This window comes from Chryseobacterium sp. HR92 (genome assembly GCF_045689405.1).
Taxonomy (GTDB): Bacteria; Bacteroidota; Bacteroidia; order Flavobacteriales; family Weeksellaceae; genus Chryseobacterium; species Chryseobacterium viscerum_A.
This window is the reverse complement of the sequence record NZ_CP139139.1, coordinates 3,406,024-3,424,169: the sequence shown is the minus strand read 5'-3', so window position 1 is coordinate 3,424,169 and position 18,146 is coordinate 3,406,024. Positions and strand designations below refer to the sequence as shown.

General features: G+C 35.5%; 18 protein-coding genes. 8 read left to right on the top strand and 10 right to left on the bottom strand.

Features of this window, described 5'->3' with window-relative positions:
• The first annotated feature begins 76 nt into the window (after positions 1-76).
• Positions 77-487, top strand: a complete 411-nt coding sequence (locus SFA27_RS15280; protein WP_047376850.1) for a phosphoheptose isomerase — start codon at positions 77-79, stop codon at positions 485-487.
• An 87-nt stretch (positions 488-574) separates the two neighbouring features.
• Positions 575-1,534, top strand: coding sequence for a D-2-hydroxyacid dehydrogenase (locus SFA27_RS15275; RefSeq protein WP_047376849.1), 960 nt, complete (start codon positions 575-577; stop codon positions 1,532-1,534).
• Between the two features lie 79 nt (positions 1,535-1,613).
• Here the strand turns inward: SFA27_RS15275 and mscL are convergent, their stop codons facing one another.
• Positions 1,614-1,991, bottom strand: coding sequence for a large conductance mechanosensitive channel protein MscL (gene mscL / locus SFA27_RS15270; RefSeq protein WP_407293261.1), 378 nt, complete (start codon positions 1,989-1,991; stop codon positions 1,614-1,616).
• A 245-nt stretch (positions 1,992-2,236) separates the two neighbouring features.
• On the opposite strand from mscL, the gene SFA27_RS15265 reads away from it, so the two are divergent.
• Entirely contained in the window at positions 2,237-3,754 is a 1,518-nt protein-coding gene (locus SFA27_RS15265) for an NAD(P)H-hydrate dehydratase (RefSeq protein ID WP_407293258.1), read from the top strand.
• A 113-nt stretch (positions 3,755-3,867) separates the two neighbouring features.
• Here the strand turns inward: SFA27_RS15265 and lgt are convergent, their stop codons facing one another.
• Together lgt and yidD are read right to left on the bottom strand one after the other, a co-directional pair.
• On the bottom strand, positions 3,868-4,731 hold the full coding sequence (gene lgt, locus SFA27_RS15260; RefSeq protein WP_047376979.1) for a prolipoprotein diacylglyceryl transferase: 864 nt from the start codon (positions 4,729-4,731) through the stop codon (positions 3,868-3,870).
• A 444-nt stretch (positions 4,732-5,175) separates the two neighbouring features.
• Complete coding sequence (yidD, locus tag SFA27_RS15255; RefSeq protein ID WP_047423501.1) at positions 5,176-5,427, bottom strand: membrane protein insertion efficiency factor YidD; 252 nt, start codon at positions 5,425-5,427, stop codon at positions 5,176-5,178.
• Positions 5,428-5,529: 102 nt separating this feature from the next.
• Between yidD and SFA27_RS15250 the strand changes: the two genes are divergently transcribed.
• Positions 5,530-6,807: a replication-associated recombination protein A gene (locus tag SFA27_RS15250; RefSeq protein ID WP_264518380.1), complete on the top strand. Its 1,278-nt coding sequence runs from the start codon at positions 5,530-5,532 to the stop codon at positions 6,805-6,807.
• Between the two features lie 53 nt (positions 6,808-6,860).
• On the opposite strand, the gene SFA27_RS15245 is transcribed toward SFA27_RS15250, so the two are convergent.
• The 5 genes from SFA27_RS15245 to SFA27_RS15225 all read right to left on the bottom strand — a co-directional run bounded on the left by SFA27_RS15245 (position 6,861) and on the right by SFA27_RS15225 (position 12,390).
• Positions 6,861-7,298 carry a hypothetical protein gene (locus SFA27_RS15245; protein ID WP_047376845.1) on the bottom strand — a complete coding sequence of 146 codons (438 nt, stop codon included), beginning with the start codon at positions 7,296-7,298 and terminating at the stop codon, positions 6,861-6,863.
• A gap of 115 nt (positions 7,299-7,413) precedes the next feature.
• Positions 7,414-9,645, bottom strand: a complete 2,232-nt coding sequence (locus SFA27_RS15240; protein ID WP_407293255.1) for a DUF2339 domain-containing protein — start codon at positions 9,643-9,645, stop codon at positions 7,414-7,416.
• A gap of 112 nt (positions 9,646-9,757) precedes the next feature.
• A complete protein-coding gene (locus SFA27_RS15235; RefSeq protein ID WP_047376843.1) occupies positions 9,758-10,468 on the bottom strand; it encodes a hypothetical protein in 711 nt (236 codons plus the stop codon).
• Between the two features lie 363 nt (positions 10,469-10,831).
• Complete coding sequence (gene pheA, locus SFA27_RS15230; protein ID WP_407293253.1) at positions 10,832-11,680, bottom strand: prephenate dehydratase; 849 nt, start codon at positions 11,678-11,680, stop codon at positions 10,832-10,834.
• Positions 11,681-11,973: 293 nt separating this feature from the next.
• Entirely contained in the window at positions 11,974-12,390 is a 417-nt protein-coding gene (locus SFA27_RS15225; RefSeq protein ID WP_047376977.1) for a thioesterase family protein, read from the bottom strand.
• Between the two features lie 136 nt (positions 12,391-12,526).
• Here SFA27_RS15225 and dnaA point away from each other — a divergent pair, with 136 nt between their 5' ends.
• The 3 genes from dnaA (at position 12,527) to SFA27_RS15210 (ending at position 15,296) form a co-directional block, all read left to right on the top strand.
• The gene (gene dnaA, locus SFA27_RS15220) at positions 12,527-13,981 is read left to right on the top strand and encodes a chromosomal replication initiator protein DnaA (protein ID WP_047376841.1); all 1,455 of its coding nucleotides are present in this window, start codon (positions 12,527-12,529) and stop codon (positions 13,979-13,981) included.
• Positions 13,982-14,081: 100 nt separating this feature from the next.
• Positions 14,082-14,531 carry a low molecular weight protein-tyrosine-phosphatase gene (locus SFA27_RS15215; protein ID WP_407293250.1) on the top strand — a complete coding sequence of 150 codons (450 nt, stop codon included), beginning with the start codon at positions 14,082-14,084 and terminating at the stop codon, positions 14,529-14,531.
• 66 nt (positions 14,532-14,597) lie between these two features.
• Positions 14,598-15,296, top strand: coding sequence for an SAM-dependent methyltransferase (locus tag SFA27_RS15210; RefSeq protein ID WP_047376840.1), 699 nt, complete (start codon positions 14,598-14,600; stop codon positions 15,294-15,296).
• Between the two features lie 212 nt (positions 15,297-15,508).
• Here SFA27_RS15210 and SFA27_RS15205 read toward each other — a convergent pair whose 3' ends face one another.
• Positions 15,509-16,402, bottom strand: coding sequence for a DUF4349 domain-containing protein (locus tag SFA27_RS15205; protein WP_407293246.1), 894 nt, complete (start codon positions 16,400-16,402; stop codon positions 15,509-15,511).
• Positions 16,403-16,586: 184 nt separating this feature from the next.
• On the opposite strand from SFA27_RS15205, the gene SFA27_RS15200 reads away from it, so the two are divergent.
• Positions 16,587-17,654 carry a DUF2891 domain-containing protein gene (locus tag SFA27_RS15200; protein ID WP_407293243.1) on the top strand — a complete coding sequence of 356 codons (1,068 nt, stop codon included), beginning with the start codon at positions 16,587-16,589 and terminating at the stop codon, positions 17,652-17,654.
• Here the strand turns inward: SFA27_RS15200 and SFA27_RS15195 are convergent.
• A complete protein-coding gene (locus SFA27_RS15195; RefSeq protein ID WP_407293241.1) occupies positions 17,651-18,124 on the bottom strand; it encodes a DUF962 domain-containing protein in 474 nt (157 codons plus the stop codon). The genes SFA27_RS15200 and SFA27_RS15195 overlap by 4 nt on opposite strands.
• Positions 18,125-18,146 lie beyond the last annotated feature (22 nt).

The window sequence follows — 18,146 nt, the reverse complement described above, 5'->3', positions numbered from 1 at the left end:
TATGTTTTTAACATAAACTAAGATTAACGTGCCTGATAGTTGTAAAAACGCTAACTTTGTTACTTAATATTTAGTAATGGAATTAGAATACATTGAACACATTAGTCCTATTCTAAAGGATGGCGTAAAAAATTACTTAATAGATATCGACGGAACCATTACAGATGATGTTCCCAACGAAGAACCGGAAAGAATGGTTACCTGCGAACCTTATCCTGATGCATTGGAAACTGTCAACAGATGGTATGATGAAGGGCATCAGATCTGCTTTTTTACTTCAAGAACCGAAAATCTGAAACAAATCACCATAGACTGGCTGGATAAGCATGGTTTCAAATACCACAGCGTACTTTGCGGAAAACCAAGAGGGGGAAATTATCACTGGATAGACAATCACCTGGTAAGAGCTACAAGATACAAAGGAAGATTTACGGATTTGGTAGAAAAACAAGTAACCATTGAAGTATTCAAAGAAGACGGCGAATAAAAATATAATTCAAAGATTTAAAGATTAAATGTGAACCAGTTCCTTTAATTTTTAAATCTTTCATTTTTTTAATATACTTGATATTTTATGAAAGTTTTAGCAAACGACGGCCTGGATCAATCTGGAATAGACGCATTGACAGAAAAAGGCTTTGAAGTGATTACTACAAAAGTTCCACAGGAATTTTTGGTAGATTATATTAACGAGCACAAAATCCGTACTCTATTGGTGAGAAGTGCTACACAGGTAAGAAAAGATATTATTGACGGCTGCCCATCTATAGATATTATTGGAAGAGGTGGAGTAGGTATGGATAATATTGATGTGGATTATGCAAGAGAAAAGGGGATCCACGTGATCAATACTCCTTCTGCTTCTTCGGAATCGGTGGCTGAACTTGTTTTTGCTCATTTATTTTCCGGAGCAAGATTTCTTCAGGATTCCAACAGAAAAATGCCTCTGGTAGGTGATACTGAATTCGGAAGTCTTAAAAAAGCATATGCTGCCGGTATTGAACTGAGAGGAAAGACAATTGGTATCGTAGGAATGGGAAGAATCGGGCAGGAAGTGGCCAGAATTGCTTTAGGTCTTGGGATGAGAGTGGTTGCAGCTGATAATAATGTAGGAAAAGCAAGCATTAAAGTAAAGTTTTACAACAACCAGTTTATCAATGTTGATATAGAAACAGAACCATTACAGGAGGTTTTAAAACATTCAGACTTTATTACACTCCATGTTCCGGCTCAGAAAGACGGCTATATGATTGGCAAGAATGAATTTGAAATAATGAAAGACGGAGTAGCTGTTGTCAACTGTTCCAGAGGAGGAGTTATTGATGAAGCAGCTTTAATTCAGGCATTGGATTCTGGTAAAGTAAGATTTGCTGGATTGGATGTTTTCATTAATGAGCCAACACCTTCTAAAGATATCCTTAATCACCCTAAAATCTCTCTTACCCCTCACACGGGAGCTTCTACTCTTGAAGCACAGGACAGAATAGGACTTTCCCTGGCTGAACAGATTTCGAGTATTTTACAGATTCAATAGTCTGGAATGATATAGCAAAAGATAAAAAGCACCTCCATGGAGGTGCTTTTATTTTGTAGACTGTTATCAGGTTTACTGATTATATATTTTTGTTTTTCAACAAATCTCTGATCTCTGTCAGTAATTTTTGATCTTCTGTAGGTCCTGCAGGAGCCGGAGCTTCTTTTTTGTTGACTTTATTGGCGAATTTAATGATCCAGAAAAGAACCATAGCAATACAAAGGAAACTGATTACGGCTGAAATAAAATTTCCGTAAGCAACACCATTCCATGAAAGTTTTGCAATGTTTTCTGCACCGGCGGCTTTCAATGCCGGGTTGAGTATCAGAGGGGTAATGACATCTTCCACTAAAGACGAAACAATTTTACCAAAAGCTGCACCAATGATCACACCGACAGCCAGATCGAGAACATTCCCCTTAAAGGCAAACTCTTTAAATTCTTTTACAAATCCCATAATTTATATTTTTTTAATTAGTATATACACAAAAATATAATTTAAAAATGTAAAAAACACTAATTTCTATAGTTTTTTATTCCCAAAATATTGAATTTTATGATGAATTCTTAGAATTTGTTTTAATGAATATTTCAGCTTTTTACAGATACTTTACTTCATTAATGAGGTCTCATTATTTTTGTTATTGACGTGGCATCATAATGAAAAATCTTTTGTAATTTGCTTAAAAGTTTGTTTTACCTATGAAAATTTTTACTGCAGAACAGATACGCAGCTGGGATCAGTTTACGATTTCCCACGAGCCGGTTTCATCCATACAATTGATGGAAAGGGCTTCGATGGCAGCGGCGCATTGGATTTCGGAACATTGTAAAAATCATAAAAAGCTGGCTGTATTTTGTGGTAACGGAAATAATGGAGGAGATGGATTGGCAGTAGCAAGAATACTGTATCTGAAAGGTTTTGATGTAGATGTATTTGTAGGTGATTCCAAACGGAAATTTTCGGAAGACGCTTTGGTGAACCTGAAAAGGCTTCGTGATATATCAGGAATTTCGGTCAGAAAATTTGATCAGATTGAACACTATAATTTTGATGATAAAACAATCATTATTGATGCTCTCTTCGGAACAGGTTTATCCAGACCGTTGGAAGGTGAGTACAAAGAACTTGTTGAGCAATTGAACGCCAGAAAAAATATTAAAATATCCGTTGATATTCCGTCCGGATTGCCTGCTGATGAAATCTTTGATAACGCTCCCATTATTCTGAAATCTGATTATACCCTGACTTTTCAATGCTGGAAAAGAGCTTTTCTCCATCCTGAAACAGGAAAATATACCGGAAAAGTAGAAGTGCTGGATATTGATTTAAGCAATACCTATGCTGATACAACCAACGTGGAATACTTTGTTATTGATGATCAGCTGATAGAATCTATATTCAAGCCCAGACACGAGTTCTCTCATAAAGGAAGCTATGGGAAGGCCATTATCATAGGAGGAAGTTATGGGAAAATAGGAGCTGCTGTTCTTGCTACACAATCCGCCTTAAAAACAGGAGCTGGTCTGACATTCACTCTGGCACCGGAATGTGGATATGAGATACTGCAGACCTCATGTCCGGAAGCCATGTTTATAGCGGGAGGAAAACAGTTTGTAACAAACTTTGAGGTTGATAAAGACTTTACCTGTGGCATAGGACCCGGACTGGGAACTCATTCAGATACTGAAAAAAGTTTTCTGGGTTTTCTTAAAAACTATACAATTCCACTCATTCTTGATGCCGATGCATTAAATATTATTTCAAAAGATCCGGAAAATCTGGAATTAATACCCAAAAAATCAATCCTAACTCCTCATCCGAAAGAGTTTGAAAGACTTTTCGGAAGTACAGAAAATTCTTTTAAAAGACTGGAATTAGCCAGAGAAAAAGCAAAAGAACATAATATTTATATTGTATTGAAAGATCATCATACACAAGTCATAACTCCGGAGGGAAATGTATTTTACAATATAACTGGGAATGCAGGTCTTGCAAAAGGTGGCAGTGGAGATATCCTTACCGGAATTCTGACTTCCCTTTCAGCACAAGGATATTCTGAAGAAGAAACCTGTATTTTAGGAGTGTGGCTTCACGGAAGATCTGCCGATCTTGCTTCAGAAAGGCATTCAAAAGAATCTATGCTCCCTACGGATGTTATTGGTGAATTCGGAAATGTTTTTGAGGAGCTGAACAGGAAAGTTGCAAGGAGTTTGTAATAGAACAAATAATGGCTCTTTAAAATAGAATTAAAAGAAAAAGGCAAATCTGTAGTGATACAAATTTGCCTCTTTTATCTTAAAACCGGAGTTTTTCAATTTCCCGTATGTGCTTACGCTTTTTCAATGTATTCAGGTTTCTCGTTTTCTTCCGGAGTGATCTTAAATTTCTTAGAAACGATCATGATAACAACTCCTGCAATCATAAACGGAATAGAAAGTACCTGGCCTGTATTCAGGCCGCCAATCTGGATGAATTCGTCACCTTGCGGCTCTTTAAGGAACTCAACAAAGAATCTGATGGCCCAGAGAATGATAAAGAACAAACCGAACAACCATCCCTGCTGATATTTTTTATCTGTCTTTCTGTAAAGTATCCATAATAAAATGAAAAGAAGAACGTATCCTACAGCTTCAAATAGCTGACTTGGATAACGGGGCACAGTAAGACCATATTCACTGCTTTGCTGTGGGAAAAGCAAGGCAAAAGGAGAATTTGGATCTGCAGGTTTACCTACGATTTCAGAATTGAAAAAGTTCCCCATTCTTACGAAAGCACCTCCTAAAGCTACTACAATACCTAATCTGTCATAAACCCAGAATGGATTTTTTCTGATGACTTTAAATGAATAATAAAGGGTGGTGAAAATCAGAGCGATAGTAGCACCGTGGCTCGCCAGTCCTGAAAATCCGGTGAATTTTAATCCATTCTTTGTACTGATTGGTAAAAATACACTCCAGAAATCCTCTTTAAACAATTCAGGCTGATAAAAAATAACATGTCCTAATCTTGCCCCAAGGATTGTCCCAATTAATGTCCATGTGAAAAGAGGTTCAAGATATCTTTGGTTAATATTGTCAATCTTAAAAATTCTGGTCATTAAAACATATCCGAAACCAAATGCAAATACAAACATCAAACTATAAAAGTGAAGGGTAAATGATCCGATATGAAGTCCTTTTGAAGGGTCCCATATTTTAAATGGAGTTTCAAGTTCTACTTTATCAGAATCTGTGATAGGTTTTGCAGATTTTACTGCATATTTGAACGTTGTAACATTTTCTTGAGTAGCAGGAGTATTGATCAGCTTAAAGTTTTTATCAAAAAACTGGTATTTGGAATCTTTGAATCTTGCTAATGCTGAAGCTGCATAATTATAATAAGAAGGTTCAAGGCTTGATCCATTCAGAATAACCACAACATTATTATTAATGGCTTTGTCCGGAAAAGCTGTCAGGTCTCCCATTTCTGTAGTAGAATAGATTTTCACGGGAACGTTGCTTCCGTTGATATCTAAAGTTCCGTCAGATAAACCTCCAGGGTATTCCTGTGCAAAAAGAAGCTGCGTTGTGAACGCCAACAGCACAAGATAAATTCTGAAAAAAATAGTATTCATTTTTCTATTGATTTAATAGTTTGATTATTGACATTTATGTTTGGGTGGAACGGGATCATAACCGCTGCCTCCCCATGGATGGCACCTTAAAATCCTTTTAAATCCCAGCCAGAAACCTTTAAAGATCCCATGAACCCGGAGAGACTCAATCATATAATGAGAACAGGTAGGTTCGTAGCGGCAGTTTTTGGGAAGTAAGGGCGAGATGAACCATTGGTAAAATTTTATCAAAATTACCAGCGGAAATGTAATGATTTTATTGAATGTAAGTTTCAAAACAATGCAAAAATAGGGTAAAAAAATGAAAATTAGTTTAATTTTGTTATAAGTTTCGGAGATCAAAAATCCGGAACATTGATCTTAAAAAATAGAATTACTTTGAATCAAAATATTCCATTAGCTGAAAAATTAAGACCCAAAACCCTGAATGATGTATTGGGACAGGAACACCTTACCGGCGATAAAGGAACAATCAGAAAAATGATTGAAAATAATACCCTGAATTCGCTGATTCTTTGGGGGCCTCCAGGAACCGGGAAAACAACATTGGCTGAAATTATTTCAGAACAGTCAGGAAGGAAATTCTATAAACTTTCTGCGGTTTCTTCCGGAGTAAAAGATGTTCGTGATGTCATTGATGATGCTAAAAAACAGAATCTGTTTTCAGGAAAATCACCCATCTTATTTATTGATGAGATTCATCGCTTCAATAAATCTCAGCAGGATTCATTGCTGCATGCAGTAGAAAAAGGCTGGATTGTTCTGATAGGAGCGACTACGGAGAACCCAAGCTTTGAAGTAGTTTCAGCTTTGCTTTCAAGAAGTCAGGTCTATATTTTAAAAGCCCTGAGTTATGAAAAACTGGAGGAATTGATTGATATTGCTTCTGAAAGATATAATAAAGATGAAGGAACTGATTTTAAAATCCTTGAAAAAGAAGCCTTCATTCAATATTCGGGCGGTGATGCCAGAAAGTTAATCAATTCTGTAGAGTTGGTTTTGAATCAATATAAAAATTCAAACACAACAGAAATCATCAATACTGATGTTCTTGAAGTTCTTCAGGAAACAATGGCGCTGTATGATAAAAACGGTGAGCAGCATTATGATATTATTTCAGCTTTTATCAAGTCAATGCGTGGTGGTGATCCCAATGGAGCGGTGTATTGGCTGGCAAGAATGATTGCCGGGGGAGAAGATATTAAATTTATTGCCCGTAGAATGCTCATTCTGGCTGCTGAGGATGTGGGACTGGCTAATCCGAATGCGCTGGTGGTTGCCAACAATTGTTTTCAGGCGATCAATGTGATCGGAAATCCGGAAGCGAGAATTATATTAAGTGAAACAGCCGTATATCTTGCGGTTTCTCCTAAAAGCAATTCTGCTTATATGGCCATTAATGAAGCGCTGGCTTTAGTGAAGCAAACCGGAAATCTGCCGGTACCGCTTCATTTGAGAAATGCTCCTACAAAACTGATGAAAGACCTGGACTATGGAAAAGAATATAAATATGCACATTCTTATGAAGGGAATTTTGTAGAACAGGACTTTCTTCCTGAAGAAATCAGGAATGTGAAATTGTATGAACCCGGAAATAATGCTACGGAAAAGAAGATTTATGAGGAACTAAAGAAAAAATGGAACAATAAATATTAAAAATAAAGAAGGATGCTGAAAAACGGCATCCTTCTTTTATTGTATTCAATAATTTATTCGGTAGTGTAAATAAATAATGTTTTCTTACCGTTGTAATCTTTTGTTTCCGCTCTTTTCTTGATCTCAGGATAAATCATTGTGCTGGTATCTGTAAATTCATAGCCTTCAATAAATACCGGATTGTCTGCCGGAAGATTATATTGTGCATTGAAGTTGGATAATGACATTCTGTCAAATATATTTTCTCCGTTTTTGAATTTGTATTCAGTCACCCCTTTTGTAAAAACAGAACTGTATTTTTTTAAACTTTGGGGAAGGCTTGCCGGAGTATTGTATACTTTAGAAACCTGCAATACGTTCTTTTTCGCATTGAACAATTCTACTGTTCCGATAGCGTTGTCAGCAACTGCAAACCTTACAGCAGGATTTTTTTGCTGTGCAAATAAAGTAGCAGAAGATAGTATTAAAAAAGAATAGAGTAATTTTTTCATAATCAGAATATGTAACTGTTAAAAACGTGATAAATATAGTTATTTTTTATAAAATGTGAATGAAATCTTAGATTGTTTTACATTTTAATTATAATAAAAACTTTTATCTTGATTATCAGTCTGTGGTTTCCTCACTTTTATCTTTTTTATCCATCATATTTCTGATGATGTTTTTCAGACGTTGGAAAGCGAAAGAACTTAATAACAAGATAATTCCGAGAGCAATAAAGGCGCTGATTCTGGAAATATTATCCATTTGCCATACATCATAACTATAGAGTTTTAAAACCATGAGCCCTACCAATACAAAACCAATCTTGCTGTATTCCTGAATATTCTTTTTCAAACCTGTATAAATAAAAATACTGGCAAGAATGGTCCATACAATAGGAAGGTAAAGAATATTGAAGTGTTCGCTTGCTTCATAAGAATGAGGAATATCATCAGAAGCCATTAAAACATAGGAATGATGAAGTTCACAGCTTGCACAAATAATAAATGCCAAAGACATTATCCAGTAAGAAATCTGGCGTTTATGAAACTCCGATGAAGGGATAATCCTGAAACATATATATATAAAAGGAATCCACTGAAGCAAATGAAGTAAATAAAAACTTAAATGCAGTCTTTTTGTTAAAATATCAGGGACAATTGATGAGACTGAAACAGATAGGTTAACAGTTGCCAGGATAAAAAACAGATAAATCAGAGCGGTATGAATATCACTTATGATATGAAGTTGCTTTCTGATAAGTAATAATATAAAGATATAATAAATAGTAAATAATAATCCTACACCAGCAATTGCTGTCCATGGCATGTCTGAAATGTGGTAGGTGATCTCAAGAAGAAAAGTGATATAAATAACCCCATAACTTACTACCGTAATAAGATCCTCAAAAAAGTTATTGGTTTTTTCGTTTGATTCCTGTTTTGTATTTCTTAATAAATATAAATTGGCAATAATAGAAGCTATTGTAAATGAACTGGTGATAACCGGAGGGTTGAAGATGATATTAAAGTCGCTGGTTCCAAAATATTCTGTCCAGGTTACAATCTGAGCGATCATGACCATTGGAAATAAAAGATAGAAAAAGGTTTTGAAAATGCTATGACCTGTTTTTTTCCAGATGAAAAGCAGCAGGGTGGTTTCTATTGCCCAGATACTGGTAATAAGGTGGGTTTTAAACTGAATGGCTACAGCTGTAGTGATAAGGCTGGTAACAAGTCCTGCAAATACAGAATAAGCAACTCCGAAGTTTTTTCGTCCATGCTCTTTAAAGAGCAGAATGGAATTGACTGCTGCGAAAATAAGTGGAAAAATAATTGGAGGTTCATAGGCTAAAGTATCAAAAATATAGAGGAGTCCAAGAATACTCGAAAAATTAGCAAAAGCAAGTATTAGAATATCAGATGTTGAAAGTATGTTTTTCCTGATGTAATCATGCAGGGCAAAAAGATAGAAAATCACATAACTTATCATGTAAAAAGTAATGCTTAAGAGTTCCGTGCTCTCATTTGTCCAATAAAAAAGATAAGCGGTTGTGAAAATATAGGCAGTCCATCCAACACTTTTCCAGTGTTGAAGAAAAGAGACTACAAGCATTCCAATATTTAAAAGAGTGAGATAAATAAAAAGAAAAGGGTAGTTACTTTGCCCTGTGCTGATCATCAAAGGAGCGCTGAAGCCTCCTATTAATGAGAAAATGATTAAGACTTCACTTTTATAATAGTAGGATAAAATAATAGATGCTGCCGTAATCAGTACGGTGATTACAAAAGATGTATTCTGTGTAAAAAGATGATATTCCCGGAAGGCAATCGTGGCGGTGAAATACAATATGGCAATTCCACCTCCGGTTATAATAGATGCAAATACTGTATAGTTCTTTCTAAGGAAATGTCCTATAATGATGATTCCAGCTCCGGTACAAAAACCAATTCCTGCTCTTGCCGTTTCTCCAATCCAGTTTTTATCAATAGCATACTTCACAAAATAACCGATTCCGAGAACAAGAGTAAAAATACCAATGATGGTAAGTGCATTTTGTTTTAGGAAATCAAAAACAGGAGTTAGCCAGTCTTTTTGAACTGATGGTGGGATTTCTTTATTTTCTTCCCTGTGTTTTACTTCTTCAGGAACAATTTGATGAGGTTGTACTTGCTGAGGAACAATAGTTTCTTCTGTTGAAGTTTTTTTATGGATTACTTCAGATTGAGCCGGGGCCTTATTGATTTTGTAATTAAGGTCGGTGATTTCCTTTTCAAGTCTTCTGATTTTGGTATTCAGATTGTTGAAAATGATGAAGATTACTATAAATATGATGACAGCAACAAGTTCATTCATTTCATTAGTTTTATCAAATATAAAGAAATGTTTGAAAAGCTATTTAAAAAAATTAACCCATCACAGTATAAGTGGTGGGTTAAATGGTATAGATAACTAACAATATGTTTTACTAGTTTGATATTTTGTAAATGGAGAAAGATGTAGTACTCGTTGATAATAGCGATAAGCTGATACCTGGATCAATAAATCCAAAGTTTACTCTATCACCTGCCTGGAAAGAATATAGTGCATTAATATAACTGTCCGAGATAGTTAAGCTAGCCACAATAAGATTGACACCACTGAAAATACGGGAGTCTATTAATGTAGTAACGCCGGCTCCGGCTCCTCTTGTTCTGGTGATTCCAATACCGGTACCACCACTTAATAAAGAAGCTTGAAGTCCTGTTCCAAAACGGAATGAATATGATACAGCATATATTCCATCTGATGGTATTGTATAAGCTGAAGTGGCATCATTGAATAAAGCTGCACTACCTATGGTTCTTTCGGCTGCTAGAAAATTAACAGGTTTGAAATCTCCCAATACACCTACAGTAAGGAGGCTGATGCCGGTGCTTTTTTTTGCAGAATATACGGTAGTATTAGTTCCTGAAGCGGCTATTAATAATGCTGGGTCTACGGTGTAAACCTGAGTGCTTCCCTGGTTAATTGCTAAAACCTGATAGCCAGGTAATGCTGTAGCTGCGGGTGTATCTCTAACTTTCAGTGTTCCATTAACATCTAAAGTTGCAGATGGAGTAGCTGTATTGATTCCAACTTGTGAAAATAAAGGTAAGGTTGCGCATGCTAACATTAAGCTGTAAAGTTTAGTTTTCATGATCAAGATTTTTAATTAGTTGCTAAGCAAATATACAATAAAAATTACACTCACCATTGTGAAATTTATAATTTTAATATTAATATGGTGTAATATATTTAAACATATGTTTATATTTTATATAATATTACTACATAATTTAATTACGAGTTATTATATTTATCTTATAATTAATCGTCTGTTTATAAGGTGTTTAAGGAAAATTATTTCTCCCCAATGTGTGGGTTATTTTTATTGTAAAAGGAAGGTGCTGGACGCCGGATATTTTTTTATAAAAATTGTGTTTTTTTCGGTTTTTAGTCGGTTTAAAAGCAAAAACACTGCTTTAATAGCAGTGTTTTTAGTGTGTTTATTGACTTTTTTCTAGCTTTCTAAGAGGAATTCTTTATAGTTTCCAAGAAAATCAACATTAGCATTGATAGATTCAAGCTCTTTGAGTGCATTTCCATGTAAGACTTCTTCCCAGGGTCCTTCCACGTTGATAAAGAAGAAATAATTGCCCAGTCCGGTCTTTAATGTTCTGGATTCAATTTTACTGAGGTTCATCTTCCGCCATGCAAAAACCGATAAGACCTGATGTAATCCACCCGGATGATCTTCCGGAAGAGTTATCAGCATTCCTGCTTTTTCTCCCAAAGTTTCCAGGTTATTATTTTGGTATGTATCCTGTTGCTTAGAGATAATGATAAACCGGGTATGATTCTGTTCGAAATCCTGAATATTACGGTTGATAATTTTCAGCCCATATAAATTGGCGGCAAACTGGTTGGCCACTGCAGCAATAGCGGTCTCCCTGTTCTCTGAAACAAATTTTGCAGCTGCTGCCGTAGAAGAAAAGTCCTGCTTTGAAATCTCCTTATAATGGGTGTCCAGAAAATGGAAGCTCTGAGCCAGCGCTTGTGGATGTGAATATATTCTTTCAATATTCTCAATAGAGTTTTCCGGGTGAATCATCAGGTGATGAGCAATAGGCATTACCGCTTCTGCCTCAATTTTAATAGACGGGGTTTTATATAAATAGTCCAGCGTCATAGAAACTGTTCCCTCAATAGAGTTTTCCAAAGGTACAACAGCCTTTACTGCTTCTCCGTTTTCAACAGCATTAAAACAATCCAGAATACTGGCCTGTGGTAATAACTCTTCATCAGGAAACAGCTGCGCTGCGGCAAGCTGGGTGAAACTGGCATGAGGTCCCAAAAATGCAATCTTCATAATATAATATATAAGGGATGATTAAAATAAAGGTACAAAGGTGCGAATTAATTCATAAATAAGATTCAAAGTTCGATGTTTAAAGTTTAATGTAGTGGCTTAGTTTTGTTTCGGGTTTTGTGATGCGGGTTATCGTTGCTGGTTTATTTAGTTGGTTGATAGTTGGAGATAAATATTTTGGCTTCATTAAAAAATTCACTCTTCACTTGCGAAGCAAAATTCACTATTGACCTTTACAAACTTTGATCACTACTTCACAGAAAATTTACCTAATCCCTGCAACCTAATCCCTATTACCTGATCTCCTCCCAATTCTTCTCTATCATTTCCATCAGAAAATCGGGACACTTGATGATCTTATTGGTTTTCGCATCCAGAAAGAATAGGGTAGTAGAAGCTTCTGTTATTTTAATATGCTCTTCATTGTAAATTTCATATTCAAATTCGATCCTTACTCCAGGTATTTTTTTAACATAAGTATGAATTTCTAATTTTTGATCATATAAAGCTGGTCGGATATACTTAATTTTATAGTCCGAAACAGGGAGCCAAATTCCTTGGTTTTCAATTTCATCGTATGAAATTCCTATGCTTCTGAAGAGCTCAACTCTCCCCACTTCGAAGTACGTTGCATAGTTGCCGTAGTATACGTATTTCATAGGATCTGTTTCTGCGTAACGTACTCGTATTGAGTGTGTTGTGTGTATCATTTTAGGTGCTAAATTATACATACAAATATATTTTTAAATAATCAATACCTGCAATATTTTTTTTTGAAAAGAAAAAATTGGACCTTTGTCTTCCTTCTAAACACAGTACAAACAAAGAATAATCGGGGCATAAAAAATGGATGACAATTTAATGATGATATGGCAGAAATGCCTTCAGTTTATGCGTGATAACCTGAACGCAGCTGAAGACAATTCTGACCTGAAAAAACTTGAAAAATCTTTCGATATGTTATTCGATAAGGTTCAGCCGCTTTCATTAGTAGCAAACAACCTTACGTTGATCGTACCGAGTGATTTTTACAAGGAATATATAGAGGATAATTATCTGTCCTTACTTTCTGCTGCCCTGAAGAAAAATATTGGAAAAGGAGTGAAATTATGGTATTCTGTGATGGAAAACAGACCAAAAGGTGAAGAAAAACCAGTTACCATGAACATCAAGGGACAAAGCGTTCCTACTCCAAAAACACAGGAAACAATGCCACAAGGATTCTCTGCTAATATTGTGAACCCTTTTGTAGTTCCTGGAATTAGAAAAGTAAATATAGATTCTAACCTGAAACCAGACTATTCATTTGATAGTTATGTAGAAGGAGAAAGTAATAAATTTGCAGCCACTGTAGCCAGATCTATTGCCAAAAGACCTGGAGCAACAGCTTTCAACCCGTTATTCTTATATGGAGGTTACGGAGTTGGAAAAACCCACTTAGGACAAGCTGTAGGCCTTGAAGTAAAAAACCAGTTTCCAGATAAAGTAGTTCTTTATTTGTCTTCTGAAAAGTTTATCCAGCAGTTTATCTCTGCTGCCAAAGCACACAAGCAGACAGAATTTGCAAATTTCTACCAAATGGTGGATGTACTGATTATTGATGATATTCAGTTCTTATCCGGAAAATCAGCAACACAGGATAGTTTCTTCCATATTTTTGATCATCTGCATCAGAATGGAAAACAGATTATTCTTACATCAGATAAAGCTCCTGCTGATATTATGGATATTCAGGACAGAATTGTTTCCCGTTTCAAATGGGGGCTTTCTGCAGAAATCAAATCTCCGGATCTATCAACAAGAAGACAAATCATTGAAGATAAACTAAGCAGAGACGGAATTGTTCTCCCTGGAGATATGCTTGATTTCCTTGCTGTGGAAACGAAAACCAATGTAAGAGAACTTATCGGAGTAATTAACTCTGTAATCGCTTACTCTACAGTATACAAAAGAGATCTTAGTCTTGAATTGCTTAAGGAAACTATCAACAGGATTGCTGCCAACCAGAAAAAGATCATCAACATTCCTTACATCCAGGAAGTAGTATGTGATTATTTTGGAATCAAAAAAGAACAATTGCTGTCAAAAACAAGAAAAAGAGAGATTGCATTGCCAAGACAGCTTGCCATGTACTTCTCTAAAGAATTCACCAATTCTACATTTACTAAAATTGGCGAAGAAATGGGAGGTAAAGACCACTCTACAGTAATGTATGCATGTGATACTATCAAAGATGTATCGAAAATTGACAAAGAAATCAAGAAATACGTTAAAGACCTTACTGAAAGAATCAAGCAATAGTATTGCTGAACAAAAATAAATTGAAATGAAGGATAGTTTTATTCTTCATTTTTTATTTAGTTTTGTTGGGACAAAAGACTCTTTTTTAAATAAACAGAATATGAAAATATTAATGGTTTGTCTGGGGAATATATGCAGAAGTCCGCTGGCAGAGGGGATTATGAAAGCAAAAGTACCGGAAAATTTTGTGGTAGACTCAGCAGGAACCATTTCAATGCATGAAGGAGAGCATCCAGACAAAAGAGCCATTAAAACTGCCGCTAACCATAATATTGATATCTCAGAACAGAGATCAAGACCTATTACCAGAAAAGATTTTGAAACCTTTGATAAGATCTACTGCATGGATATTGATGTATTTGAAGACGTGGTTTCTAAAACCAGGAATGAAGAAGAACGACAGAAAGTATCTTTGTTTCTGGAAGTATTGGGAGATCATAAAAATGCTGAAGTTCCGGACCCTTATTGGGGAGATATGAGCGATTTTGAAAAGGTCTTTCAGCTTCTGGATAGAGGATGTAATGCTATTAAGAACCAAATATCAAAATGATAAGCGTGAAAATACAAAATATTTCCCGCAACCATAACTTAACGAAAGAACTAAAAAAATAATACAATGCTTTTTTTACTCCCTGCTTACTTATCAGAAAATACTTCTATCAATCACTTTTCACCTGTTTTGAAGGATTATATCATGCAGACAGACTATTTCTTTGTGGAAAATGAAAAAACAGCAAGAAAGGTTGTTAAATTTTTTGCTCCTGAAAAAAAACAGGCTGATCTGAAGTTATTTTTATTAGATAAATACACAGAAAACGCAGATATCAAAGAAGCTCAGGAACTGATGCTGAAAGGGCAGGACTTCGGATTGCTGTCAGAAGCAGGATTGCCTTGTATTGCAGATCCCGGAAACCTGATTGTGAAATGGTGTCATGAGAAAAACATCAGAGTAATCCCTATTTCAGGACCTTCATCCATTATACTTGCTTTGATTTCCAGCGGATTCAATGGACAGGAATTTACCTTCCATGGTTATCTTCCTATTGATAAAGGAGAGAAAAAGAAACACATCACGAATCTTGAAAACCTTGTTCAGAAAACAGGATATTCACAGATTTTCATGGAAACACCATATAGAAACAATCAGCTTTTTGAAGATTTGTGCAAGTTTTTATCACCTAATACCAAATTGTGTATTGCTGCCAATATCAATGATCCGGAGCATGAATTCATTAAGACAAAATCTATAAAAGATTGGCAGAAGCAGAAGCCGGAACTTCATAAAATACCTGCAGTGTTTGTGCTTGGGAAATAGTAATATATGGTAAAATAAAAATGATAGTAAAAAGCTGCTTGTAACGGATCATTTTGCCTTTTTACAATGTAACCTTTCGCTTAGAAAATATTTAACAGCCCTTAACATGGCTATTGCATTATTATTGTTTTTAACAGCTTACTGGAAACAGTATAAATTGTTGATAATGCAGTAAAAATCCGGGCATCGAAGATGCCCGGATTTTTAATAAGTTAATTTTGAATCTTTTTCTTTGATTTCCATTTCCTCCAAAGAACGATAATAACAGGAATGAGCAAGAAGAACGGCCATAATGAAACCATTCCCAACAGAAAACTTACAAAACTGTTCCAACCCTCAGTCAAAGAATCTACAAACCGGCTTCCAAATCCAATTTTTGAGGTAGTTGAGCTTCTTACTTTCTCTTTATATAAGTTTAAATTCAGAGTACTGTAATTTACACGGTCATCAATAAAACGAAGACTGCCTTCAGCAATGTCGATCTCATCTTCCAGCTCACGGATATTTTCCTGGATTTCTAACATATCCTTCGTGGTAGCAGCCTTTTTAAGCATATCACGGTATTTTTCAAGATATATTTTTTTGTTGGCAAGCTTTATGGCTATATCGGTATATTCTTCTGTGACGTCATTAGATGAAATGTTTTTAGACAAAACGGTTCCTACACCATCTGAAAAAGAATTAATTAATGCATCAAAATTTTTATGGGGTACACGGATAATCAAAGTAAGGTTATCATCCATATCCATATTCTGGAACTCTTCTTTCTGGATGTAAGCATTGTTTTTCTTGATGATCTCATTGACCTGGTTCTGAGTTTTTTTAACATCACCTACCTGAATCTTCATATCTCCTTTTTTGATGATTTTTTTGGAGATCGTATCTGTTTTCTTTGATTTATAAGCTTCTTTGTTTGTTCCATTTTCATCAGGAAGAAGTTTTTCGGAAACAGAAAATGATGGAGGTATAGGTGCTGCTGCTGCAGAAGGTGCTTTATCTTCGGTCAGAACTTCCATCAGATCGGCTTTCACTTCCTGTTTTTCACCACCAGATTTGCTGCAGTTGATCAGGATAAGACCTGATAATAGAAAAATAATTTTTTTCATGGGTTAATTAGTTTTTCATGGATATAATCAAAAAGCGTGCTTAAAAGTGACTATGTTTCAGATTTATTTAAAATTTTTAAACAAAAGATCAAAATACATATTGAAAAGCAAAAAAATGAAGAGAACGAACTTAAAATAGGTCCTGAAAATTGTTGAAACAGTAAATTATTTCTATTTTTAATTCATGAAAAAAAGTCTTTTAGCATTTGTGTTTTCTCCATTTTTGATGTATGCCCAGGAAGTTCCGAAACTTACAGACGAGATGGCGATGAAATTATCTGATAAACCACTTCATTGTATCAATCAGGAATATCCGAATAAAACGGCCCATATCATCAACAATGCAGGAGAAGTTCCTTTGACTCCCAAAGATCTTCACCCTAGTTTTTATGGCTGTTTCGACTGGCATAGCTCTGTTCATGGACATTGGATGCTGACAAGACTTTTAAAAACAAAACCAAATCTGTCTAATGCCAAAGACATTGAAAAAATTCTGGATGAATCATTTCAGAAAGAAAAGCTGCAGACAGAAGCAGATTATTTTACAAAATATCAGTTGACTGGAACTTTTGAAAGAACCTATGGTTGGGCGTGGATCTTAAAGCTAGATGAAGAGCTGACAAACTGGGATCATCCGAAAGCTAAAATATGGCACGAAAACCTGAAACCGTTAACCAACCAGATTCTGAAGTCCTGGAAAACATATCTTCCCAAACAAACCTATCCCAACAGAACTGGAGTTCACCCTAATACGGCATTTGCAATGTCTTTTGCCATAGACTGGGCTAGGGCAAATAAAGATAAGGAGTTTGAAAACCAGCTGATGGAAAAGGCTAAATACTTCTTTTTAAAAGAACAGAAAACACCTGCTTATCTTGAGCCTGACGGATCAGATTTCTTTTCGCCAAGTCTTGAAATTGCAGATCTTATGCGCAGAGTTCTTCCTCAAAAAGAATTTGTACAGTGGCTGAATGCTTTCTACGAAAAAAGAAGCCTGGAAAATGTTGAAAAAATTCCTGTGGTAAGTGATCTCAGCGATTATCAGACCGTTCACCTTGTGGGATTATCCTTTTCAAAAGCATGGTGTATGAAAGGAATTTCAAACGCACTTCCCGCCAGCCATCCACTGAAAAAAGAATTCAGGAAAACGGCAGATGTATTTCTAAATAATGGGTTGCCACTGCTTTTTCAAGGAAATTATGGCGGAGACCACTGGCTGGCAAGTTTTGCCGTGTATGCTTTGGAAGATTAATATTTGATTCCGATTTTTTTAAGAATAAAGCCTAATAACCAGATAGGTCCTATCAGAAGAAACTTAAGATCTTTGAGAAAAGTAGGCTTTTGTCCTTCTATTTTATGGCCTATCAACTGGAAAATCCAGGTGATAATGAATACAGAAAAATAAACCATCCATGATTGCCTTCCGAAACTGATATTGGTCAGATAGATAAAATGCTCCATGACAAGCATTATTATGATCATTATAAATGAGATCAAAAAAGACAGTCTTATATAGAACAGGGTGATCAGAATAATCATAATAAGGCTTATGATACTGACACATCCAAAATAAGAAGCACAGAAATGAGGGGAGGGAATCAGGGAAGCAAAGCCGAGAATTGACCAGAAAATTAAAGGCACACAAATCCAGTGAATGAACTTGTTGGCCGCATTTCTATGGCTTTTACTGTATTCGGCAAATAATAGATCAACCTTTCTCATACTGAAGGGAAATTGGATTAAT